The following is a 25,067-nucleotide window of genomic DNA, read 5'->3' as shown; positions in this document are numbered from 1 at the left end:
TAAGTTTAATTACTTACATAAATTAAAGTACATCTTGATAAGACATTAATTTTATTGATACTATTATTTACATTATTACTCCGCATACACTTACCAAAAACTTATTTTCATGTTTACTCAGCTACTTTATTACAATAATATAACTTTTAATGTCCAACTTTGTATTTATTTCTTAAAAAATATACTTAAATGTAATATTCTACAAAATTTTAAATATCCCTTCTTAATTTATAACAAATGAAAAAGGTAAGCTATAAACTTACCCCTCTTAATTTACATATCAAATGAATTATATACAGCATTAATTTCGTTAAGAATTTTATCTTCATACTTACTAAATTTATCATTTACTGCGTCTAAAACAATATTTAATTTAATGATTCTCCCCTATTTACACATCTATTATCATAAAGATAATCAACACACCAACATTTTTTAATAATCAATTTATCTGGAGAGTCTTTTCTATCTTGTAAACACTAAGTATTATCTATTTTTTCATTTAATTCTTTATACTCAATAATACAATCATATAAATTTTTAATATTTTCAAAAACACAATCTAATTCCTTTTCTATTTCAATAACTGTATTCTCAACTTCATCTGCTAACTCTATTTTCTCATTGTTAGCCCTCTCAAATGCTAACTGTGCATATTCATCTAAGTTTTCTTCATATGCAATGTATGAATATTCTTCTAAGTATTCACTTGACTTTACTTGAACATCATAATTTGAAAAATCTATTAATTCGCTAATAATATCTATTATATGTGAGATATTATTTTTTTTAATATCATCTATATCTATATCTCCATTTTTATGTAATTCATTAATTATATCTTCATATTCATACATAATACCTTCAATTTCTTCGATTAATATTGGAGATACATCTGCATTATAACTATCATAATATTCGATATCAGCTCCTCTATGATCATTTACTTTATAAAAACTAAAATGGAATTGCTCTTTAATTCTTTTTACTCTTGTTAGTAAATTTAATACTAAAATTATATACCTTGATATTTCATTTCCATAGTATTCTATCGAATCTTCTTTTATCATTGGAATAGTAGTATTAATTATCTCACTTATAATCTTTCTATCCTTTATTATTACCCCTCCCTCAAAATTATTATTACTTTCATCTGAGGCATTTGCTGAGCCAATGTATGCAACATTTTCTGTTAATATTATTTTACTATGATTAGTAAAATTAAAATAGCTTGAAACCATAGGTGAAAATTTTTCTGGATTCAACTGTTCTGTGTAAGATTCTATATTTTTCTTGGCTCTTTTTCTTGCTGCTTCTGAATAATAAGTTGCATACCTATTTGGTATATTACTAATTACTTCTACTTGAGTAGTATCTTTAAGTTTTTTTATTTCATTTAACAAATTCGAATTCTCTGCTGAAATATTAAAGGTTACAATTTTTATAATATTAGCATTTTTTAAATCATTTATTACCTCATTATATCCACACTCATCTTTAGAAAAAATCAATTCTGCATTATCAGAAACTTTAATCTTATTAATCATAATTACCTCCACTAGATTAAATAAAAATCGTGCTATTGTTTTATAATAAGCCCATGCTTAAGCTACTTAATATTTTCTTTAGATCGACCATATTCTCTACTTTTCAAAAACAATGTTCATACAAACTTAATACATGTAAAAATAATGCAAATAGCTTGTACTCTCTTCAATTTCTATTCCATATTCTTATTTTTGTATCGATTAGATATTCTAAGCATAATTTCTTTATTAATGTTTCTAAGATTATCATATTTTTTAACATCTATGTCTTTGATCTCTTTCATTTCTTTTTCACTAAATTCAATACCAATCTCAGATCTTATTTTTTCTAAAAAATAATTACTTTTATATTCAATATAAGATTTTTTAGCATCCTCTGAAATTGAAGAAAATCTATACATTAGATTAAAACGTGATTTAAGTTCAGCCGACATTTTCTCTTCAACATTTTCATCCTTAATGTTAGATGTGAAAATAATAATATACTTATTCAAATCAAATTCTCTTCCTAAAGAATCTGTAAACTTACCATCTTCTAATAATTCAAGAAAAAAATTATGTACTTGTGTTTCAGCTTTTTCAAATTCATCAATAAGAACTACCTTTGATTTACTTTTGAAAATTTTATCTGATAACTCACCTTTACTACTTCCAATATATCCCCTCGGACTTCCAATTAAACTACTTAGTGCATTTTTATCTCCATAATTTCCTAAATTTATTTTAATAAATTTTTCATTAGGTGCCAAAAATTGATGTAATATTCTTGCCGTCTCAGTCTTCCCTATTCCAGATTTACCACATATAAATACAGAAAAAACTTTTTGTTCATCTATTTTATTAAATAATCTATATTTTTGTAACTCCTCAAATAGTCTTTCTTGAAAATGAGCATTTCCAAAAAGCCTATTTTTAAAAATCTGTTTTAATTCATTAAATTTAGAATCATTTATATCTGCAATGTTAAATACATTGTTATCTTTTATTCCTATATGTGCTTCTAGGGTGTCAATTCTATCAATGTAATGATATAAAATTTCCTTTATATCATTGGAATATCGTTTGTCAACAATATACTTTATTGACAAATCGCTTTGTTCTGCAATTAAATTTAATATTCCAATTATTTCTGTAGCCCATAACTCACTTCTACCTTCATTAGATATCAAAATTGGAGTTATATCATAAAAATAATCTTCATCTAATATAATAGTCTGTTTTTTTTCCATTAACTTATTAAGTATAGGATTTCCATTTAGTAATACTAACTCCGAATCATGCTCTTTAATATATTCTTCTATTTTTTTCATGTTTTTTCTATCATATTCTAAAATGTTTATTTTTTTCATATACATCACCTACTTAATTGTTAATTCTTGAATAATTGCAATTACATCTATAAAGTGAGTCTTTTCATCCTCATTTCCATTATCATCATCTTTTTTTTCAGGTTCAGTTTCAATATTATCATCCAATTTAGGCTTCGAAAGATTGGAAAGATTTTGTAGCCTATTAATTTTCCCATCAATACCCTTTTTACTATATATCCCTCTATAAACTCCAATAAGTGTAACTTGTCCTATTTCTAAATCAGTTACATTATATTGACTTTCCATTTCATTTTCTACTTTCATTGGTATCTTGAATGTAATAGTGCCATCCTTAAAATTTCCTGAAAATATATAAGAAGAATCCTTTAATAAAACTTCTAAAAGTCCTGTAATATCTATCCCTCCAGTCTCATCTATAGGAATCTGTTTCAAAACACCACTTAACAAACTTTTAGTTGCAAGTATTTCTTTCTCATTAGTAATATCTAATGATACGTTTCTAATCTTTATCAAATTGCCAATTTTATTATCAGATAACTTTTTAGCTTCAATTGCTTTTCTATATATTGGATCAAGAATTGTAGATTTTGTAGATACTACCTTAAAAGAGTCTGCTACTTTCTTCGTTCTACTACCTTCTCCTGAAAAATCCACTCCAGCTTTAGGAAAAATTTTATTTAAAAAAGGAACATTCCCTATATTATCAGTATTCAATGAGGCTTTTCCGTTTAGTTTGCCTACTATATTCTTTTCTACATCACTTTTTTCTTGTATTTTATTATCAATTAACATAGATATTTCAAATGCTTTTTCATAATTTATATAATAAATGTTAAACATTTTCTTTCTCCTTAACTTTAAAAATAAATTTGTTTTAAAAAACATAGCTTAAGATAGTAATCATTAAACCTAAAAATAAATAATATTACAAATAAAAATTCAATATTACTATTTATTCATTTCTTTCAATAGTAATCCCCACTTATCTAGATACTGCTTGCTATTTTCGTCAATATCTCCATCTACTTTTTCTCTTACAATAAACTTATAAACAGGTACACCATTACTACTTGTTTCACTTAATCCTGAAATAGGCACTATGAAGTAATAATTCTTTTCAAACCAATATGCTATAATAAAATCGCTATTTTCATACTCATTTTTAGTAATTGTATAATGCACAATTCTCTTTTTCTTTTCATTTGAAGTAGTATATAACCTTTGTCTAGTTTTAACTTCAATTCTCACTCTTTTAGAAGTTTGTTTTTTTAGTAAAATGAGGTCATATCCAGTGTCATTTAAATTATAATATACTTCCCAATCTGGATTCTCTTTAGTTAACAAAAACAGCTTAAAGAGAACCGATTTTTCTCCAATTTCCATTAATAAATTTTGTATGTTTTGTGGTAATTTTTCTTTCATTTGTTATCTCACCTATCCTTTTTACCTTCAGATCCACTTTAGGATTTATTTACTTTATCAAATTAGAAATGATATGTGTGTCTAACATTTTGGATGCACTTCAAAACTACTATTAATTATTTACCAATAAGATTTTTTAGTAGTCTCTTTACCCCTGAAATAAAACCACCTGAATTTACATTTGGCTCAGAAACTGGTGAATTTTCTCTTTTATAATTGATATTTTGTTCAAATTTTTCTAATTGCTTGATTTTAACATCATTTGGATTATTAATTTTAGACTTGTCAATGCTATCGTTAACTAAGCTACTTTTGTGTACATAATTAGTTTTGATTCCTGTATTGGTATTGTTATTCGTAATAGTTTTATTTATTTTTTTTTCTATTTTATCTACTTTTTTGTTTTCTAAAACTTTATTTACATTCTTATTTATGCTTTCATTAGTTCTTTCTGGCTTAACAAATGCTTTATAGTCATATTTTTCAAACTCTATCTCATCAAAAAATTCAGCGCCAACATCTTCTTTCAATTTTCTTATTTGAAAATCATTCGTTAGTGTTACAAAGTATTTACCAGATTTCTCTGAATACGTAATCTTGCCATAGGCTATGACATATTCACCATGCAATCTCTTAAACGGATTTTTATTATATGGGTAATTCAATTTAGCTGTTAAATTAACACCTCTTGCACTATAAGAATTAATATATAAAATTTCATTGTTTAATACACTATTATTTACCTTAAACATAACGAATCTTGTTTTCCCAACAATATTATGGTTTAACTCATGTATCTTAAATACTATATCGTTTAAAGAAACTACCCCTTCGCTTGTCCTAAATTTAAACTTAAGTTTTTTTAAAAACTCTTGCTCATTATTCTCTAAGATTCGTTTCATTTGGTATACACTTCTTACAACATCCCTAAACACTTCTTCTCTATCTTTACAGATTGGAAAAACATCCTGGTTTTTCTCATTAAATGAACCATCTATATTATTTTCCGTACCATCTATATTTTTTCTTTTTGAATACACCAAGGTGTTAATATCAATGGTTATTTCTAATTCGCCTCCTTCATTACGTAAAATCTCTGTTATTTTTCTGCCCTTCCAATCTGCATCAAGATATTTGGCTTGTTCTCTTGCTTTACCACAATTATGTCCACCCTCATTTTTCCAAGCCATGAAGAATCCCTTTATATTATAAGTTACTCTAATTGGAGTATCACAAAATGGGCAATACAGCTTTCCTTCATGAATTGATTTCTGGTATTCACAATACTGAACAAAACCATCCTTATATCTCGCTATTAATAACTTTTCTGACATAGTTAACCTCCGCATTTTAAATCTCTCTATAACATTGCAGGATTGATTAATACATATACATAGTGTCTCCTAATCTAATACCCCAGATATTACATAAACTTTATCCAATTGTTATATATCAATACTAACATTTACTAATTAATCTGCAAATACTTAACTTATAACTACACTATCAATTTATTGAAAAAATGCTTTTAATCCTTACTCTCTTACTACTATAATATTTTATTTTCAAAAACTTTCTGAAATGTTCAAAATAAAAGACTATACTCAATGCAATTAATCCATGCATTGAGATAGCCTTTGAAAAAGTCATTATACTAAGAGTAGTATTTTAAAACCATTCATGAATTCTAGAAATTATTTTCATTGTTTCAAAGCACATGGTTTCAAAGCACATGTCAGGCTCAGTTATAATATTTTTTATATACTTTAAGGCAATTTCAATTATTGGGTTAACTGGGTCAAAAGATTATTTTATCTGTATCAAATTACCTTAAGCAATTACATTATTCATTTTCTACTGAATCTATTACTTGATTGCATGCAGAAGTAACCCTTTGCATGCCTTCTTCATCAATTTCGGTTCTACCTTTAATATATATTCTACGATTTAATTCTATCATCATAGATTTTACTCTCTTATCTTTATTGTAATAATTCATAGGTACTATGCTACCACTAAAAGGATTGTTTATCCTCACACTATACCCCAAAGATTGAAATATACTAATTGCATCATCTTTAGTTTTAGCTGAAGTATGATAATTGTCTACGCCTATGCAGATATCTGGCACTCCTTGCATTTGTACATAATTAGTATTGGGATTAAAAGAATGACAATCAAGTATAAAACATTCATTATGCTTATCCAACTTGTCATTAACCATTGCTTCAAGCCTAGCATGATGTATTTTATAATAGTTATCCATTATATGCTTTCTTTTAACGTTATCAAAATATCTAAGTTCCTTACCTGATGGTATTTTTAAGTATACGGCACCCATCCCAAGCTTAGCCATAGTTTCCAACTTATCATCTTCAAATCTCTCAACATCACATACAAATCTACTAAATTCAAATTTTACAACATCTTTACCATTAAAAATCAAATCTGTGTACAAATCCGTTATTAACTCCATTTCTTCCTTAAGTTCAGAATCAATTAGCAATATATCCTTTCTTATGTAATCAGGTATTAGCATAGAGCTATGTGGTATATGAAGTATAACTTTTCCCATTTTTCCTCCCTAGAAGGATTTATAAAATCTATAAATTGCTACTATAAATCTTTAATTTAACTCAAAGTTTATAGTAGAAATTTTATATACTTATATTTCCTCAAATACATTTTTTTGTATGGTATTATACCGTCCTTCTTAGGGAATAAAAAGGCTATTTTTTATATATTTTATCCGTATCAAAAGTGATATCTAAGTCTTAGGTAAAGTTATTTAGTCCTTGTAATTATGCAGTTTTATAGCTTTCTATTTTTACAGATAACGTATCAAAATTATACTATATGCAACAATATCTATATGTCACTGTTTAATAAATTGTATATTTTTGCTTGAAATGCCTGAATTGCTAGTGTTGTTGGTATCAGCAATTAAGCTCATCTATGAGATCTGAATATATCAACTACATCATTAATTTGTTGTTGAAAAATCATTTGATCTTTATCCTCACTTATAATGTTTTATATCTTCAATTTCTGATTTTGTTGTAAAATAAAAAGCTATACTCCATGCGATTATTACATACATAGAGATAGCCTTTTATAAAGTAATTGCATTATGAATAGTTTCTAGATTTTTTCTAAGATAAAAAGCAACTTTCATAAATTTAAAAATGAATGTTCGGTTTTATACTAGGATTTTCAGTACCTATTTAATCATAATTTAATAACTAGATTAACTGAGTCAAAACATTTTTATCCGTATCAATTATTTAATTTCACTGTGTAGATCAAGATCAAAGTTTTTTGGAATTTTCATATTTATAAACAATAAAAAAGAGAGATTAAATCTCCCTTTGCTTTTAAATTAAAATCCGAAATACCGCCGCCCTAATTTTGACACCTATCTCTTCGATAGGTTGGTGCCCTCACAGATGTTTCTATCGCTCTCAAAGCCGTCAAAAGGTCTCACAAGAAAGTACATATCCACAGCTAAATGTCGAACTCCCGTTAATGTAATGTAGGTTCAAACTATAGAGTCTCACAAATATTCCAGAAATTATGCAATTTTAATGGTGCGAAGGATGGGACTTGAACCCACATGATGTTACTCGCTACCCCCTCAAAGTAGTGCGTCTGCCATTCCGCCACCTTCGCATTTCTATATCATTTTATCATATTTATAATTTTTGTCAACATGCCTATTAAAGCTGTTTAACATTTCTATCACAGAGTATGCTTACTCACAAACGTACGCGTCTGCCGATTCCGCCATCCCCGCATTTTATTTAATTGACAATATTAAAATTCAAAAGTGACAATAACATAACGCCACCCCAAACGTGCGCGTCTGCCTATTCCGCCACTCCTGCATACTTATTTGTCTTTTGCAACTATGATTATTATACTATTTGTTCTTATCTTCGTCAATAAATTGTTTTTAACAATTGTTAAATACAAAACTTGAACTAATTATTATTATATTTTTGCATTTTTTTATCATTCTTATATAAATATTTATATATATTACAATTTACTTTAACCTTTTTAACATACTTGTCCGTTTCCTTAAAAGGAATGTAGTGAAGTTTTTTTCCATCAGAAGAATGTTGTGAGCTCTTTAACCACTTTTGAACATTACCTCTTCCTCCATTATATGCTGCCAACACTAAATCCATATTGTTATCAAATTCATCCTTTAAATTATCTAAATACCAGCATCCCATATTTATATTAAAATCAGCATCATTCAACATATCTGTTTTAAAATTCTTCACACCCATTTTTTCAGCTGCCCAATTCGCTGTATCTGGAGTTATTTGCATAAGTCCATAGGCATTTTTATTTGATTTTGCATTTTTATTAAAATTACTCTCAGTTTTTATAACTGCCGCTACTAAATAGGGATCTAATTCATACTTACAGGAATATTTAACTATACTATCTACATACTTTAATGGATAAAAGTATTTAACTATATTTTTTGCATTCATTAATAATACAATTAATGCTATAAAACCTATTGCTCTTTTAATTCCTTTCAAATTAATTTGTGCCTAACTTATTAAGGCACTTCACCCCCCTAAAATTTCTGACAATCTCTTTTAAAGTTATATTTAATTCTTCCTCTGTATTCTCTAAACTTTTTGAATTATCTATAGTATAATCTACAAATTTAATTTTTTCTTGTAAAGACATTTGTGAATTTATTCTATTGAGAATTTCACTATGTGGCAACTTATCTCTATTTTTAATTCTTTCAAGTTGTGTTGAAGAATCTACCCAAACTAGTATATTTATATCCATGTACTTGTGTAAATTATTTTCTATTAGGGTAGCAGCATCAAGTATGCACACTTCTTTACCCTTCTTATCCAATTCACTTATTATATAAAAGATTTCCTTTATAATAAAAGGCATAATTATCTCTTCATATTTTTTTCTTCTTTCTTGTACAGCAAATATAAAATCACCTAATTCTCTTCTTTTTAGTTTATCATTTTCATCAACAAATCTTTCTCCAAAATTTTTCTTTATTCCACAAATAATTTCAGGATATTTGTTTAATACCTCTCTAGCTACAATATCTGCATCTATAATATTAAATCCTCTTTTTCTAAACATTTCAGAAATGGTACTTTTTCCACTTCCTATTCCACCAGTAAGTCCGATTTTAAGCATAAGTCACCACCCCATTTGTATTTAAAAAACTTATTTTGCCTCGTACCAATTATCTCCAACATTAACATCAACCTCTAAAGGCACTTTTAATTTCATAACATCTTCCATTTGATTTTTTACTAATTCTTTTACTTCTTCTAATTCATCCTTATATACATTCAAAATAAGTTCATCATGCACTTGAAGTATTACTTTACTCTTCAAATTTTTACTTTTTAGAACATTATATACATTTACCATAGACATCTTTATTATATCTGCAGCACTACCTTGAATAGGTGTATTCATGGCCAATCTTTCACCGAAAGCCTTTACCATCTTTTTAGAATTTTTTATTTCAGGTATAAACCTTCTTCTATTCATTATAGTAGTTACATACAAATTATCTTCTGCCTGCTTTATAACAGTATCCATATACCTTTTTACACCTGGATATCTTTCAAAATAAGTATCTATATAATTCTTAGCTTCTTTTCTTGATATCTTTAAATCCTTAGCTAAACTAAAGTCACCTATACCATAAACTATTCCAAAGTTTACAGCCTTAGCATTGCTTCTTTGAAGTTTAGTAACCTGATCTATAGGAACTTTAAATACTTCTGATGCGGTTTTAGTATGAATATCACTATGATTAAAAAAAGCACTTATTAAATTTTCATCATCAGCTATATGAGCAAGTACTCTAAGTTCTATTTGTGAATAATCTGCTGAAAGTATTATTGAATTTTCATCTTCAGGTACAAATACTTTTCTTATTTCTCTACCCATTTCATACTTTATTGGTATATTTTGAAGATTAGGTTCTGTACTTGATAATCTTCCTGTAGTAGTAACTGTTTGATTAAAACTAGAATGTATCTTTCTATCTTTATCAATTACAGCTTTTAATCCTTCAATATATGTAGAATAAAGCTTAGCAAACTGTCTATAATGAGTTATTTTTTCTATAATAGGATGTTTATCTAAAAGCTGTTCTAAAACCTCTGCATTAGTGGAATATCCCGTTTTAGTCTTTTTAATTACAGGTAAATCAAGTTTTTCAAATAATATTTTTCCAAGCTGCTTAGGTGAATTAATATTAAATTCTTCTTCTGCCAACCCATATATATCCGTCTTAAGCTTATCTATTTCTATCTTAAACTTTTCTCCTAGTTTATCTAATTTTACACTATCAACCCTAAAGCCTTCATATTCCATAGATGCTAAAACTAATGTAAGTGGCTGTTCTACCTCATATAGAAGTTCTTCCATATTCAATTTTTCTATTTGTTTATTCAGAATTTCAAAAACATCTTTTAAAAGAGAGGTTTCCTTTACTTTGATTTCATCTTCTTCTCCTTGAAGCATTATTTTAAGATAATCCTGTATAATAGAATTTAATTCATATTCTCCTCTAGAAGAATCAATTAAATAAGCAGCTATTTCTGTATCAAATTTTACACTAGTAAAGTTTATTCCCATTTTCTTAAATACAGTATATGGAACTTTTACATTATGACTTACTTTTTCTATTTTATCATTTTCAAATATATCCTTAAGGGATTTTAATGTCTCTTCATTATCTTCTTCATATATTTTTTGAATTTCTATTACATAATTTCTATTATCTATATTTAAAAATATCTTTTCTATATAACTTTTTGAGTAAATATTGCCATCTATAATTTTAAAAGTTAAGTATAAAATTTCATCCTTTGCAATTGAAATTATGTCTTCCTTAAACTTTTTTAAATCCTTTATATTACTTATATTTTTAAAGTCAACTTTAATATCTTCTTTTTCAATTTCTTCCTTTAATTCTTTTTCACCTATTACTTTATCTATAAGTGATTTAAATTGAAGCTCTATAAATAAATTTTTTACACCTTCTACATCATAATTTTCCTTAGATTTTATTTCATTTAAATCTATTTCTATAGGAACATTAAGCATGATAGTAGCTAGCTTCTTGCTAAATACTGCCTGTTCACTATACTCCATTAAATTTTCTTTTATTTTTTTTCCACTAATATTATCTATATTATTTAATACATTTTCTATGCTTCCATATTCTTTTATAAGCTTAAATGCCGTTTTTTCACCAACCCCTGGGACACCAGGTATATTATCCGATTTGTCTCCCATTAGACCTTTTACATCTATAAATTGAGTTGGAGTAACTTCAAATTCTGAAATCATTCTACTCTTATCATATATCTCTTTTTCTGTAATTCCTTTTTTAGTTATAACAACTTTTACATTATCTGTTGCTAATTGAAGCGCATCTTTATCTCCTGTGACTATATAAACTTCTATATCTTTCTTTTCTGCATATACAGAAAGGGTTCCTATAAGGTCATCTGCTTCAAATCCATCAATTTCAAACATACTTATAGAAAGCAGATTTAATAGCTTTTTTACTACAGGGAACTGTTCTGCAAGCTCCTCTGGCATTCTTTTTCTACCTGCTTTATAATCTTTATATTCATTGTGTCTAAATGTAGGAGCACTTCTATCAAACGTACAAACTATATAATTAGGATCAATTTCTTCTCTCATTTTTAAAAGCATTGTTACAAAACCATATACTCCATTAGTATGTAGTCCTTGAGAGTTAGTTAACGGTGGCAGTGCATAAAACGCTCTATTCATTAAACTATTTCCATCAAGTATTAATAACTTTTCTTTAGACATAAGACCCTCCAAATTTGTTAATTTTTTTATCTATATAAACTAATTTCAATTTTCCATTTTCTCAATCTCTTTATTATATCATCTTAGCAAGTATATTCTCTATTTTTTTTAATATTTTATTAAATTAAGTTTGTTTTTATTTTAATAATACCCATATTTCTAATAAAAAAACATCTACAAATAAATGCAGATGCTTTCTTAATTATTCCTTTTCTACTTTAACTGCAGTTCCATAACATAAAACTTCTGTTATTCCTTGTGTAACTTCATTGGCATCATATCTGACTCCAATAATGGCATTTGAATCCATTTCATCAGCATGCTCCATCATTAGTTCAAATGCCTCTTCTCTGGTTTGTTCACAAAGTTCTGTATACAAAGATATATTTCCTCCTACAAGACTTTGTAGTCCAGCTCCTATGTTTCCTATAACACTTCTTGAACGAACAATTACGCCTCTCACTAATCCACGATTTTCTATAATCTTATATCCCGCTATATCAAATGCTGTTGTTACCATTAATTTATCCATATCATTATTTCCCCTTTCTTAATTTTAACTTAAACCACAACTTAAATTTTTAAAATAGATATTATAAATTCTACTTGATAAAATCACAAATTAAGTATATCATTGGAAGTGTTAAATCTCCATAAAAAAACAGCAGAAAAACCTCTGCTGATGCCGTATTTAAAATTCTAACCTCTACTAAATAGAGCACTAACCATATCGAAAAGGAATCTATGTGATTCTCTTCTCCTTATTTTTTTAGCTGCTTTTTTATCTCTTTTAGTAACTTGAATATCTTTTTTATTTTCATTAATAATATTCTTCATGAAAACCACTCCCCTTTTACCCATTAATATGCATTTCAAATAGTTTAGTTCCAAAAAATCATAGTATAAGGTTTCCCCTTTTGTTTAATATTTAAATTACATATGTTTTTTGTTATTTTATAATATCATTATAATATTTTTATAAAGAAATGTCACTACCTTTTTAAAAGAATATTGAAAATATTTAGAATATTATTTTAAATGCAATATTTTTTATTGACATTATATTGCTTTTTTATATCTTTATCATAAATTGAAGCCAATGCTTCAGTACACAAAATATTACTAAAACATTGGCTTCTCACTTTTTATATTAACTCTTCAAGTTATAAAACAACATGATTATTAGAATAATCCACTTATTACTCCATCATTATTAACATCAATTTTTTCAGCTGCTGGAACTTTAGGAAGTCCTGGCATTTTCATTATTGCTCCAGTTAAAGCAACAACAAATCCTGCTCCTGCTGAAATTGTTACTTGTCTTACGGTTATTTTAAAGCCTGTTGGTCTTCCAAGTTTAGTCTGATCATCCGTTAAAGAATACTGAGTTTTCGCCATACATACTGGTGTTTTACCAAATCCATTTTTCTCTAATTCATCAATTTCTTTTTCAGCTTGTGCTGTAAATACTGCATCATCAGCACCATAAATCTTTTGAGCTATAGCTTTTATTTTTTCTCTTATTGGAATTTCTGCATCATAAGCAAATTGGAAGTTGTTTTCTTCTGTTTCTATTAATTTTATTACTTCTTTGGCAACTTCAACTCCACCTTCTCCGCCTTTTGCCCAAACTTCTGATAGTTTAACATTTACTCCAAGAGCTTTACATCTATCTTCAACCAATTTCAGTTCAGCTTGAGTATCAGTTGGAAATGCATTTATTGCAACTACTGCTGGTAATTTAAATACCTTAGTTATATTTTCAACATGCTTTAATAAATTTGGAAGTCCTTTTTCAAGAGCTTCTAAATTTTCATTATTTAAATCAGCTTTTGGTACTCCACCGTTGTATTTTAATGCTCTTACTGTAGCAACTATTACAACTGCATCTGGCTTTAATCCAGCCATTCTACATTTAATATCCAAGAATTTTTCAGCTCCAAGATCAGCTCCAAAACCTGCCTCTGTAACTACATAATCTGCAAAATGAGTAGCCATTCTTGTAGCCATTATTGAGTTACATCCATGGGCTATATTTGCAAATGGTCCACCATGAACAAATGCCGGTGTTCCTTCAAGAGTTTGAACCAGATTTGGTTTTAATGCATCTTTAAGTAATGCAGTCATAGCACCTTGAGCATTTATCTGTCCAGCTGTTACAGGTTCTCCACTTCTTGTATATGCTACGACTATTCTAGCAAGTCTAGCTTTTAAGTCTTCTATATCACTAGCTAAACAGAATATAGCCATTATTTCTGAAGCAACAGTAATATCAAAGCCATCTTCTCTTGGTACTCCATTAACTTTTCCACCCATACCATCAACAACAAATCTTAATTGTCTGTCATTCATGTCAACACATCTTCTCCAAACTATTCTTCTTGGATCAATATCTAACACATTTCCTTGATATATGTGGTTATCCAACATTGCTGCTAATAAATTGTTAGCTGCCCCTATTGCATGGAAATCACCAGTAAAATGCAAATTAATATCTTCCATTGGAACAACTTGTGCATATCCGCCACCTGCTGCTCCACCTTTTACTCCAAATACTGGTCCTAGTGATGGTTCTCTTAATGCAACTATTGTATTTTTACCTAATTTTGATAAAGCATCAGCTACACCTATTGATGTAGTAGTTTTTCCTTCTCCTGCTGGTGTTGGATTAATTGCTGTGCAAAGAATTAGCTTACCATTTTTTCCTGGAGTTTTCTTTAATAAGTTGTAATCTACTTTAGCCTTATATTTTCCATAAAGCTCGATGTCATCTTCAGAAATACCTATTTTTGCAGCTATATTTCTTATGTCTTGTGGCTTACACTCCTGTGCTATTTCAATGTCTGATTTAAAACCCATTTTAAATTACCCCCATCTCTAATTTTTATTTATTTTTATCTCCTTTGTATTAAACATTAAGAAGATAGTTTAACTTTATAAAAAGTTTCTCTTCCAATTTAATTAAAGATGTCCAACAGTTAACGAAAAACGTAAAACCGCCTGGACAAATTTGCCCAGGCGGTCGACATTTATAGTTTATAAATCACACTCCCTGTGGTAAACTCCACTTCCGCCAGTCGTGCGACTCTTAAATTTTCAAAATAAAAATTACTGCTTAAATAAACATGTAATTATAAATTTTATCACTGTATCTTAATATTAAATGATAATGTTAATTATGTCAATTAATAAATATAAATATTTTCCTATATTTTTTTTAAAACATTACTTCCGAACTCTCTGCATTTACTTAATCCCTCTTCATCTGGATTCCATAATTCTTTTATTCCTTCACTTACTATTTCGAAACCAGCCTCATTTAATTCTTCACTAATAATTTTTACTGATTCGCCACTCCAACCATAACTACCAAAGGCTGCCCCTTTCTTTCCCTTGAAACTAAGTCCTTTAATCATCTCCAATATTGCAGATATAGAAGATAATATTCCGTTATTTATTGTTGATGAACCAACAAGTACCATCTTTGATTTAAATACTTCGGTAATAATATCATTTTTATCATTTTTAGATGAATTAAAGATCTTTATAACAACATCTTTGTTCGAATTTTTTATTCCTTCTGCTATGGCTTCAGCCATCTTTCTTGTGCCATTCCACATTGTATCATAAATTATTGTAATCTGATCTTCTTGGTAATCCTTTGCCCATTCCATATACTTATTGACTATTTGAAGCGGATTATCCCTCCACATTATTCCGTGACTAGTGCAAATCATATTGACAGGTAAATTAAGACTTATTACTTCTTCTATTTTTTTTACAACAAATTTGCTGAAGGGCGTTAAAATATTAGCATAGTATTTTATTGCCTCCTGAAATAATTCACCTTGATCAACCTTATCGTTATACATCAATTCAGAAGCATAGTGCTGCCCAAAGGCATCATTGCTAAATAAAATATTTTCGCCGCATAAATATGTAAACATTGAATCAGGCCAATGAAGCATCCTTGCTTCTACAAATGTAAGTTTATTTCTACCTATATTTAGACTATCCCCAGTCTTTACCTCTATAAAATTCCAATCCTTATGATAATGTCCCTTTAATATTTTCACACCACTTTTAGTACAATAAATCGGGGTATTAGGTATTTCCTTCATTAGCTCTAAAAGCGCACCACTATGGTCACTTTCAGAATGGTTCATGATTATATAATCTATTTTGTTTAAATCAATTTCCTTTTTTAAATTAGCTACAAATTCTTTAGCAAATGGATGCCAAACAGTATCAATAAGTACTGTCTTTTCATCTCTAATCAAATATGAATTATATGAAGAACCTTTATGTGTAGAGTATTCTTCACCATGGAAAGTTCTTAGCTCCCAATCAATCTTTCCAACCCAAGTAACAGTATCATTTATTTTAAAGCTCATATAAAAACCTCCATCTTTCTTACTTCCATGTTTTACTGCATAATTACTTTTTTAAGTATTATGTGCTTATAATTGATATTTTATCTATCACTATAAGAAGAATTTACTTACCTTTAAAATATACATACCTCACCTCTACTAAAATAAACAAAATAAAAAACCATATACTCTAGGTAATTTTACTGATTTTTTATCAGCAATCACTTTTGTACATGTTCTCACATTTTTCACATAAAATATTAAATTTTATATGTATTAAAACTTGTTTATAATTTATGTATGGAATATTGAAATTGCTATTACTATGATCCAAAAAAACAATATACAAGATAAAATTATTTTTAAACCATCATATTTTGTATATGATTGAAATTTCTTACTTGATCTATAATCAAAAATCTGCAAAAGAAATAAATCAATGATAATAAATGGCATTAATTTTTCATTATCTATCTTTCCTATAAAATGACACATAGCCAATACAATTGCTGCTATTCCACACATAAATCTGATTACTAAATATTTGTTTTTCAAAATCACACCACCTTTAATTCGTTTTTAGTACTCCATAATATATTACTAATGTATGAAGGTAATGTTATCAGCAGAAATAATGAAGTCTATTTTTTTACTATTCAGTATGTTTAAAGTTTTTACCTTTTTATTATTATGCAACCATGAGTTACATGCTTTTCATCATTCCAATCATACATTTGTTTTAAGTTATCTATTGAAACTTGTTCATAATTGCATATAGTAGGTTTAATATTCTGCCTATCATCAAGCCATATTGACCATATTTCCAATTGATGTCCTTTTCTAAGTTTTTCCTTTATGTATTCTAACAATTGCTTTGCTCTTAATTCTGTATACTTAAAATTTACAGAGTAAATAAATGGTTTGTCAGTATACCACCTTACATTTTTTTCATATTCAGTTCCCTTTGTAATAACCAATTCATATAAATCATCTTCTTTTTCAAAGAGCGATATCGTATCATTTGGATTCATATTCTCCCAGGGCATAAATTCATGTGCTTTTAATCCTAATTTAATGGCCTCCTGAACAGTAATAATTTTTTCCTTTGAATTATGAACCTCTTGTATTTCGTAGTCAGTTGCTATAAATGAATATGCACTCATGTAATCACATCCTATCCCTTTTACTTACTTAACACTTATTTTAAAAATATTTGATGTTGAATGGGTATCATCCCATATTCCTTCTATTTTATAAATGTAATTTCCTTTTTCTTTTGGTAGTTGAATTGTTCTGCTCTCATTCATTTCTATATAATAGTTACTGCTTATTTCAAGTTTCTAATTTTCACCTTACAATAATTTGTATTTATATAATTTTGTTATTGTTAAAATTCAACATAATACCCCATTAAAATTGTTTCTGAAATTTTTGAAATATTCATTATTATTATACTTTAATTATAAACTTAATACCAACATTTCCAATTAACCTACAAATATTAAATCAATATATTATCAAGGCTTAGCAAGGTACGAAAAAATAAAAAGCATGAAGGGTTTTACAAGATTTTCTCTTGCATTTCCTTCATGCTCTTTAATCGTTCATTTATTTAATATCTATATATTTTTTACGGAATTTTTTATGAGTTTGGGATGTTTTTTTATTATGTTGGGACTTTTATTTTAACTATTCAAATTTTCCATTACTTATTCATGGCTTCTTCAATAGCAACTGCAACTGCAACAGAAGCTCCAACCATTGGGTTGTTACCCATTCCGATTAATCCCATCATTTCAACATGAGCTGGAACTGATGAAGATCCTGCGAATTGAGCATCTGAATGCATTCTTCCCATAGTATCTGTCATACCGTAAGAAGCTGGACCTGCTCCCATGTTATCTGGGTGAAGAGTTCTTCCAGTACCACCACCTGATGCAACTGAGAAGTATTTCTTACCTTGTTCATAACATTCTTTTTTGTATGTTCCTGCAACTGGATGTTGGAATCTTGTTGGGTTAGTTGAGTTACCAGTTATTGATACGTCAACTCCCTCTTTGTGCATTATAGCAACACCTTCTCTAACATCGTCTGAACCATAGCATTTAACTTTAGCTCTTTCGCCTTTTGAGAAAGCAACTTCTCTAACTACTTCTAATTTTCCTGTATAGTAGTCAAATTTAGTTTCAACATATGTAAATCCATTAATTCTTGAAATTACGTAAGCAGCATCTTTTCCAAGACCATTTAATATAACTCTTAATGGCTCTTTTCTAACTCTGTTAGCTTTTTCAGCTATTTTTATAGCACCTTCAGCAGCTGCAAATGATTCATGTCCTGCTAAGAAAGCAAAACATTTAGTTTCTTCTCTCAAAAGCATAGCTGCTAAATTTCCATGTCCTATTCCAACTTTTCTATCGTCTGCAACTGATCCTGGAATACAGAAAGCTTGTAAGCCTTCTCCTAAAGCTTCTCCAGCTTCAGCAGCCTTTTTACATCCTTTTTTTATAGCTATTGCAGCACCTAATATGTAAGCCCAGCAAGCATTTTCAAAACATATTGGCTGAGTTGATTTAACTATGTTATAAACATCTATTCCCTTTTCATCACAAACAGCCTTAGCTTCTTCTATAGTCTTCATGCCATACTTTTCAAGCACTGGTTTAATTTGATCAATTCTTCTTTCATAACTTTCAAATAATGCCATTTCAAACGTCCTCCTTATATATTATTCATGTCTTGGATCAATAACTTTTGTAGCTTCATCAAATCTACCATATTGTCCAGTAGCCTTTTCTTTAGCTTCGTTAGCGTCCATTCCTTTTCCTATCATTTCCATCATTTTTCCAAGGTGAACGAATTTATATCCTATAACTTCGTTATTTTCATCTAAAGCTACATTTGTAACATATCCTTCAGCCATTTCTAGGTATCTAGTTCCTTTAGCTTTTGTACCATACATAGTACCAACCTGGCTTCTTAATCCTTTTCCTAAATCTTCAAGACCTGCTCCTATAGGTAGTCCACCTTCTGAGAAAGCAGTTTGAGTTCTTCCATATACTATTTGTAAGAATAATTCTCTCATTGCTGTATTTATAGCATCACAAACTAAATCTGTGTTTAATGCTTCAAGTATAGTCTTTCCTGGAAGTATTTCTGATGCCATAGCTGCTGAATGAGTCATTCCTGAACATCCTATTGTTTCAACTAAAGCTTCTTGAATTATTCCATCTTTAACATTTAAAGTAAGCTTGCAAGCACCTTGTTGTGGAGCACACCAACCTATACCATGTGTTAATCCTGATATATCTTTTATCTCTTTAGCACGCACCCATTTTCCTTCTTCTGGAATTGGAGCTGATTGGTGGTTTGCTCCTTTAGCTACGCAACACATTCTGTCAACTTCTGTTGAATAAATCATATTTTATTCTCCTTCCCTTACTGATAAAATTATTTTTATAAGAGCCAAAACTTAATTTATAATTTTGCCCTTGCTAGTACCTTTTATATCCCAGTGGGTTTTTTGTGTTCCCACCAAGTACAATACAGTTCATATTGAACAATTCTATTGTAGCAAAGATGCCTTAATATAACAATACATTTATGTATAAAAATTTATATGATAATATAAAAAACTTTCTTTATTTAATCTGATCACACTATTTTAAAATTATCCTGTATGAAAAATACATAAAATTAAATAAATATTATATATCTCAAAATAATCAAATGAAATTCATGAACCATTTATACTTTTTTTAATTTTTCTTGACTATGCCTCACTTATATGATATTATAATTTTGTCGCTTGCCGGAGTGGTGGAATTGGCAGACGCAACGGACTCAAAATCCGTCGAGGTCACACTCGTGCGGGTTCAAGTCCCGCCTTCGGCACCATCAGTATCCGCACTTTTTTCAAAGTGCGGATTATTTATTTTTTGATTCATTATTTTAATACAGACACATACTTGATTTAATCTAATGAAAGGTTAACATATTATATTGGGGCTTTTCTATCTGTAAATTATGTCAAAAATAATTAACTAGCATAAGAGATTAGCTTAGCTTTTATTTTATTCAAAAGTCCCCAATAACTCATTTGCAATATTTATGCTTTCTAACCTCATGATACTTTCCTCAGCTCTTCCAAAACTTAATAAATTAATACTCCCATACCATACAATCTTTTTATCAACTATTGCAAATTTCTGATGTATATTCGTTTTAAAAATAATATCTACTCCTAATCCTCTTATGAGCTCATGCATTTCTTTTAATGCTTCTTTGTCACTTTCTTTAAAGTCTGTCTCTGGACGAGTGACAACCTTAACATTACTACCGTTTTTTATCGCAATCATCAAAAGTTTTAGCATTTGTAAAAGCCTTCTTTTACTTATAAAAGGACTAAATATAATAATCTCATGTTTTGCAGAGAAAATATCATTACTAAATACAGTTAAAAAATTATTATTGTTATAGATTGAATTTATTCTTTCAAAGGGTTTACTATCACTTTTAGCAGAATATCCTATTGAGGCATACCCCTTTAATCTTTTCTCATACATTCTTTCTAATACATTAACATGAATATCAACATAATCATAAATTTGAACTTCATTTTTATTTTCATATATTCTATGAAGCCTTCCAGCATATTGCTGTAGTGTTCCTTTCCATGATATAGGCATTGCAAGAAAAAGTGTGTCTAGTCTTGGTTCATCAAAACCTTCTCCAACAAATTTACCTGTAGCTACTATCACCACATTACTTTCTTTAGGTATACTTAAAAGTTTATTTATTTCAGCTTTTTTATCTTTTGATGACATTCTTCCAGTAAGTATAATAACGTTAGGAACTTTTTCTTTTAAAGCATCAGCAAGAGTTTCAACATGCGAAGTTCTTTCTGTTAAAACTATTGGATTTCGCCCTTCTTTTACACAGCTTATAACATCATTAACAATTAATTCGTTTCTAATTTCACTTGTACTTATTTCAGAATACATTTCTGCTATTGACCATTCTTTTTTATCCTGACAAATAGGCTTTCTGAAAGAAGTGAATCTTGGGATAACATAATGTTCAAAAGGCTGTTTTTCAGCTTGCTTACGTGCATCCACTTTATATCTAATCGGACCACATTGCATAAATATTATAGGATGATGACCATCCTTTCTTATTGGAGTTGCTGTTAATCCATAAACATACTTAGCTGCTACATTTTTTAATATTTGTTCAAAATTAAATGCTGAAACATGATGACACTCATCCACTAAAACCATTCCATAATCTTTAACTAATTCTTTAACTTCACCTTTTCTTACCAACGATTGCATAATAGCAATATCAATAATACCATTCAAACTATTTTTACCTGCTCCTATCTGTCCTATGATACTAGATTTCTTTTTCCGTCCTCTTTTAATAACATTTTCAGTCTCTAAAACTTCATTTATTACTAAAAATTGACCTAATCTTTCTTTCCATTGATCTAATAATTGCTGCGTATGTACAATTATTAGGGTATTTACCCTTCTTTCAGCTATTAACTTAGCTCCAATAACAGTTTTACCAAAACCAGTAGTTGCAGATAACACTCCATTATCATGTTTTAACATAGCCTCTGCAGCCACTGCCTGTTCTTCTCTAAGCTCTCCATTAAACGTAACTGAAATTGTTTTACCAATATATCTTTCATCATCACACTTAAAGTTAACTTTATTTTTATTAAATAGCTTATAAAGGTCAAGTTCTGTACCTCTTGGAAGACATAAATATTCTGATGTTTCCTCTGATAAAGAAATAACTCTTGGTTTATCAAAGGTTGGTAGTCTCATGGCCTGAGCTTTATAGAATTCTGGATTTTTAAATGCTGCCATTCTTTTAATAGAGTTTAGAGTTTTACTTGAAAATCCCTTTTTGTTTATAAAAATCATATTAGCTTTTATAATATGAACATCAGTTGGAAAATCTGCATTACTCAATTTATAGCTTTTTCTAATTCTTTTCCATGGTTTATTTTCTTCCTCTGCATCTTCCTTTAGCTCTCCTAATTCATCGCCAGAACAAAATTCAGAAATATAAAACTCAATCTCATCTTTTGTGAGCTTACCAACAGAACTTAGAAAATCCCATTGATCTTTATAGGGTTCTAAATTTTTATCTATAAAAACACTATTTTTATTTCTTCTAACATTTCGCTGCATTGGCAAAGCTATAAGATTTCCAAATCCTCCTTTTGGCATAGTGTCCTGATTCGGAAATAATCTATCATAAGATTCAAATTTGATTTGATGTCTTTTTGTCATTGCATAAGTAAGAAGCCCTGTTCCAAATTTCCTAGCAGATGCAGCACTTATACTTTCTTTAAAAAAGAACCATATGTGTGCTCCAGCACCAGACCTTGACCTTTCAATTGCAAAAGGTATTTTCTTTTCTTCACATACTTCTCTTAAAATATTTATATCCTTTTCCCATCCATCATCATCAAAATCAATAGCAAGAAAATGACATGTATCATCTTTAAGTATTGGATAAATTCCTAAAACTTCTATTCCTCTTAAATGCTTATTAATTGCACTAATATCTAATACTCCATATCTTCTATTTTTACAATCCGAGCACTTTATTTTAGGTTTATAACAAATTCCTTTCCTCCATTCATTCATGCATACAGGAGAATAACCAGATTTACCTTCTTTATTTTCCCACCGTTTAGCATATACATCTTCTCTTCCTTTAAATAATGACATAAACAACTTTATTTTGCATTCTGGCGAACTGTTATTATTCATTTGTATACACTCACTTTGAGGAATCTCTACATCATTGTCACTCTCATTTAATGTTATATCCTCATTATCCATACATACTTCAGAATTCTCTATTCTAAGACGTTTTCTTAAGTCCTCTATTTCTATTTTTAAAACTTTATTTTCCTCTAGCAACTTTATATATTCATTATAAAGTTCATAATACTTCATTTTTTACTCCTTGATTCTCTAGTTTTATTAAAAACTATATGTTTTAAAATGGTAAGTCGTCAAATGACTCTTCGATTAATTGAGTTTTTTCAACTAAGCCATCCCTTATAGCTTCTCCCCATGTAATTCCAAACGATACTCCATTAGAAGTATATCCAGCTATATAATAAAAGTATTCATCACTTTCCGAATCATAGTCCTCGTACACAGCATTATAATTCTTTTTTGACATTTACTTATCTATCCTCTCTATTCACTTGTGTTTAAATACTGATTTTATTAAAATAGCCTGTATTCTTTTTTCAAGAGTACAGGCCATTTACGACTTATTTTATAGTAATCCATCAACACGAAAATACAGCTTTCATTTAAGTGTTATTAACTAATATAATTTTTATCTACAATTTCACTTATTTTAGAATAAATTCTTCTATCCAAGTATATATATATATTTATCTAAACTTCTATTTACAGCTTCAGTTATAATATTAATAAAATCTTCAAGATCATTTTCAACACTTGCTTTTTCAAGAGCACTCATATATTCATTTCTCTCTTCCATTCTTATAACAGTAATTGGATACCCATTTCTCATAAGGATTAAATTCATAAGCAATCTTCCACATCTTCCATTGCCATCTATAAAAGGATGTATAAATGTAAATTTATGATGGAACTCAGCTGCAAGCGCTATAGGATGTAGTTTATTTTTATTTTCATCATACCACTTAATTAAGTCCTCCATTTCTTGTGGAACTAAAAAATGTTCTGGTGGTCTGTGATTACTACCGCTTATGAGAACATTAACACTTCTATATCTTCCTGCATTTTCATTATTTATACTTTTTAAAATAATATAATGAAGATCTTTTATAACATTTTGATCAATATCTATATTTCTATTTACTATATCTTCAACATAGTCAATGGCCTCTTTATGATTTATAACTTCAAGATGCTCCTTTAACGATTTACCTTTTCCTATAGTGATACCATCTTCAAGAATAACTTTTGTTTCTGTAATTGTAAGTGTATTTCCTTCAATAGCATTTGAATTGTATGTAAGGTCTACATCAAAATATTGCTTTAAATTTTTGACAGCAGCTTTATTAAATGGCCTTTTACTATCAAGTATTTTTTTCTTTCTATCTATTTCTTTAATCATATAATCACCTTTTATAAATTAAAATTATATATATATTTAAATAAATGTTTTTTCTTAAAGATACCTAAATAAACCCAACTTATCATTCTCTATAAAATTCTAGTGTATATAAATATCTTTAACCACATTATACCACATAAGACTATATTAATGATAAAAACAAAACTTTTGAAATTCCAGAATTGCTAATAAGTTTCACCCCCACTTTCATCCAATTTTGCAGACACAGTGTCTCCAAAATGTTAAAATCAAACTTTCTCTGATAAGGTTTATTTACTTTTTTATAATTAACAGCTATCTGTTTCAATCAAATATATATAATATATCACTAGTGTTTAATTAATGGATTGAAAATCCTATTGACAAAATTTCTATGTAATAAG

General features: G+C 28.5%; 20 protein-coding genes, 2 tRNA genes, 1 other RNA gene and 1 riboswitch. Of the genes, 1 reads left to right on the top strand and 22 read right to left on the bottom strand.

All coding sequences use genetic code 11. The features are described 5' to 3' along the window. Positions 1 to 479: 479 nt before the first annotated feature. From EG57_RS0211260 to EG57_RS0211180, 19 genes are all read right to left on the bottom strand, one after another. The gene (locus tag EG57_RS0211260) at positions 480 to 1,547 is read right to left on the bottom strand and encodes a phospholipase D-like domain-containing protein (protein ID WP_032077311.1); all 1,068 of its coding nucleotides are present in this window, start codon (positions 1,545 to 1,547) and stop codon (positions 480 to 482) included. 173 nt (positions 1,548 to 1,720) lie between these two features. After that, a complete protein-coding gene (locus EG57_RS0211255; RefSeq protein ID WP_052037866.1) occupies positions 1,721 to 2,896 on the bottom strand; it encodes an AAA family ATPase in 1,176 nt (391 codons plus the stop codon). 9 nt (positions 2,897 to 2,905) lie between these two features. Beyond that, complete coding sequence (locus tag EG57_RS0211250; protein ID WP_032077310.1) at positions 2,906 to 3,718, bottom strand: hypothetical protein; 813 nt, start codon at positions 3,716 to 3,718, stop codon at positions 2,906 to 2,908. 108 nt (positions 3,719 to 3,826) lie between these two features. Beyond that, positions 3,827 to 4,300, bottom strand: coding sequence for a hypothetical protein (locus EG57_RS0211245; protein ID WP_032077309.1), 474 nt, complete (start codon positions 4,298 to 4,300; stop codon positions 3,827 to 3,829). 116 nt (positions 4,301 to 4,416) lie between these two features. Next, on the bottom strand, positions 4,417 to 5,634 hold the full coding sequence (locus EG57_RS0211240) for a hypothetical protein (protein WP_032077308.1): 1,218 nt from the start codon (positions 5,632 to 5,634) through the stop codon (positions 4,417 to 4,419). A 509-nt stretch (positions 5,635 to 6,143) separates the two neighbouring features. Then, positions 6,144 to 6,875, bottom strand: a complete 732-nt coding sequence (locus EG57_RS0211235) for an N-formylglutamate amidohydrolase (protein ID WP_052037859.1) — start codon at positions 6,873 to 6,875, stop codon at positions 6,144 to 6,146. An 804-nt stretch (positions 6,876 to 7,679) separates the two neighbouring features. Then, a non-coding RNA gene (ssrS, locus tag EG57_RS25845) (6S RNA) lies at positions 7,680 to 7,874 on the bottom strand. An 11-nt stretch (positions 7,875 to 7,885) separates the two neighbouring features. Next, a tRNA-Leu gene (locus EG57_RS0211230) sits at positions 7,886 to 7,969 on the bottom strand. 311 nt (positions 7,970 to 8,280) lie between these two features. Continuing rightward, positions 8,281 to 8,805, bottom strand: a complete 525-nt coding sequence (locus tag EG57_RS0211225; RefSeq protein ID WP_414629345.1) for a lytic transglycosylase domain-containing protein — start codon at positions 8,803 to 8,805, stop codon at positions 8,281 to 8,283. 52 nt (positions 8,806 to 8,857) lie between these two features. Further along, entirely contained in the window at positions 8,858 to 9,493 is a 636-nt protein-coding gene (gene coaE / locus EG57_RS0211220) for a dephospho-CoA kinase (protein ID WP_032077306.1), read from the bottom strand. A gap of 30 nt (positions 9,494 to 9,523) precedes the next feature. Further along, positions 9,524 to 12,166, bottom strand: coding sequence for a DNA polymerase I (polA, locus tag EG57_RS0211215; RefSeq protein WP_032077305.1), 2,643 nt, complete (start codon positions 12,164 to 12,166; stop codon positions 9,524 to 9,526). A 202-nt stretch (positions 12,167 to 12,368) separates the two neighbouring features. Then, positions 12,369 to 12,698: a YbjQ family protein gene (locus EG57_RS0211210; RefSeq protein ID WP_032077304.1), complete on the bottom strand. Its 330-nt coding sequence runs from the start codon at positions 12,696 to 12,698 to the stop codon at positions 12,369 to 12,371. Positions 12,699 to 12,865: 167 nt separating this feature from the next. Beyond that, a complete protein-coding gene (locus EG57_RS26525; protein ID WP_161782708.1) occupies positions 12,866 to 13,003 on the bottom strand; it encodes a hypothetical protein in 138 nt (45 codons plus the stop codon). Between the two features lie 345 nt (positions 13,004 to 13,348). Beyond that, positions 13,349 to 15,025 (bottom strand): formate--tetrahydrofolate ligase, encoded by a 1,677-nt coding sequence (locus tag EG57_RS0211205; protein WP_032077303.1) that lies wholly within the window; start codon positions 15,023 to 15,025, stop codon positions 13,349 to 13,351. A 146-nt stretch (positions 15,026 to 15,171) separates the two neighbouring features. Then, positions 15,172 to 15,257: riboswitch (ZMP/ZTP riboswitch) on the bottom strand. Positions 15,258 to 15,372: 115 nt separating this feature from the next. Then, on the bottom strand, positions 15,373 to 16,560 hold the full coding sequence (locus tag EG57_RS0211200; RefSeq protein WP_032077302.1) for an anaerobic nitric oxide reductase flavorubredoxin: 1,188 nt from the start codon (positions 16,558 to 16,560) through the stop codon (positions 15,373 to 15,375). 273 nt (positions 16,561 to 16,833) lie between these two features. Then, positions 16,834 to 17,094 (bottom strand): hypothetical protein, encoded by a 261-nt coding sequence (locus EG57_RS0211195; RefSeq protein WP_032077301.1) that lies wholly within the window; start codon positions 17,092 to 17,094, stop codon positions 16,834 to 16,836. Between the two features lie 119 nt (positions 17,095 to 17,213). After that, complete coding sequence (locus EG57_RS0211190; RefSeq protein ID WP_032077300.1) at positions 17,214 to 17,702, bottom strand: hypothetical protein; 489 nt, start codon at positions 17,700 to 17,702, stop codon at positions 17,214 to 17,216. A 542-nt stretch (positions 17,703 to 18,244) separates the two neighbouring features. Further along, on the bottom strand, positions 18,245 to 19,246 hold the full coding sequence (locus EG57_RS0211185; protein WP_032077299.1) for a GGGtGRT protein: 1,002 nt from the start codon (positions 19,244 to 19,246) through the stop codon (positions 18,245 to 18,247). 21 nt (positions 19,247 to 19,267) lie between these two features. Next, entirely contained in the window at positions 19,268 to 19,960 is a 693-nt protein-coding gene (locus tag EG57_RS0211180; RefSeq protein ID WP_032077298.1) for an iron-sulfur cluster assembly scaffold protein, read from the bottom strand. A gap of 389 nt (positions 19,961 to 20,349) precedes the next feature. Between EG57_RS0211180 and EG57_RS0211175 the strand changes: the two genes are divergently transcribed. Beyond that, a tRNA-Leu gene (locus tag EG57_RS0211175) sits at positions 20,350 to 20,436 on the top strand. A gap of 176 nt (positions 20,437 to 20,612) precedes the next feature. On the opposite strand, the gene EG57_RS0211170 is transcribed toward EG57_RS0211175, so the two are convergent. From EG57_RS0211170 to EG57_RS0211160, 3 genes are all read right to left on the bottom strand, one after another. Further along, positions 20,613 to 23,519 (bottom strand): TOTE conflict system archaeo-eukaryotic primase domain-containing protein, encoded by a 2,907-nt coding sequence (locus EG57_RS0211170; RefSeq protein ID WP_032077297.1) that lies wholly within the window; start codon positions 23,517 to 23,519, stop codon positions 20,613 to 20,615. A gap of 43 nt (positions 23,520 to 23,562) precedes the next feature. After that, positions 23,563 to 23,751 carry a hypothetical protein gene (locus EG57_RS0211165; RefSeq protein ID WP_032077296.1) on the bottom strand — a complete coding sequence of 63 codons (189 nt, stop codon included), beginning with the start codon at positions 23,749 to 23,751 and terminating at the stop codon, positions 23,563 to 23,565. Positions 23,752 to 23,949: 198 nt separating this feature from the next. Next, a complete protein-coding gene (locus tag EG57_RS0211160) occupies positions 23,950 to 24,684 on the bottom strand; it encodes a Fic family protein (RefSeq protein ID WP_032077295.1) in 735 nt (244 codons plus the stop codon). Positions 24,685 to 25,067 lie beyond the last annotated feature (383 nt).

Source organism: Clostridium drakei, from assembly GCF_000633595.2.
In the GTDB taxonomy this organism is placed as follows: Bacteria; Bacillota; Clostridia; order Clostridiales; family Clostridiaceae; genus Clostridium_AM; species Clostridium_AM drakei.
Note: the sequence above shows the minus strand (reverse complement) of the source record. Positions and strands in the feature narration are given on the sequence as shown.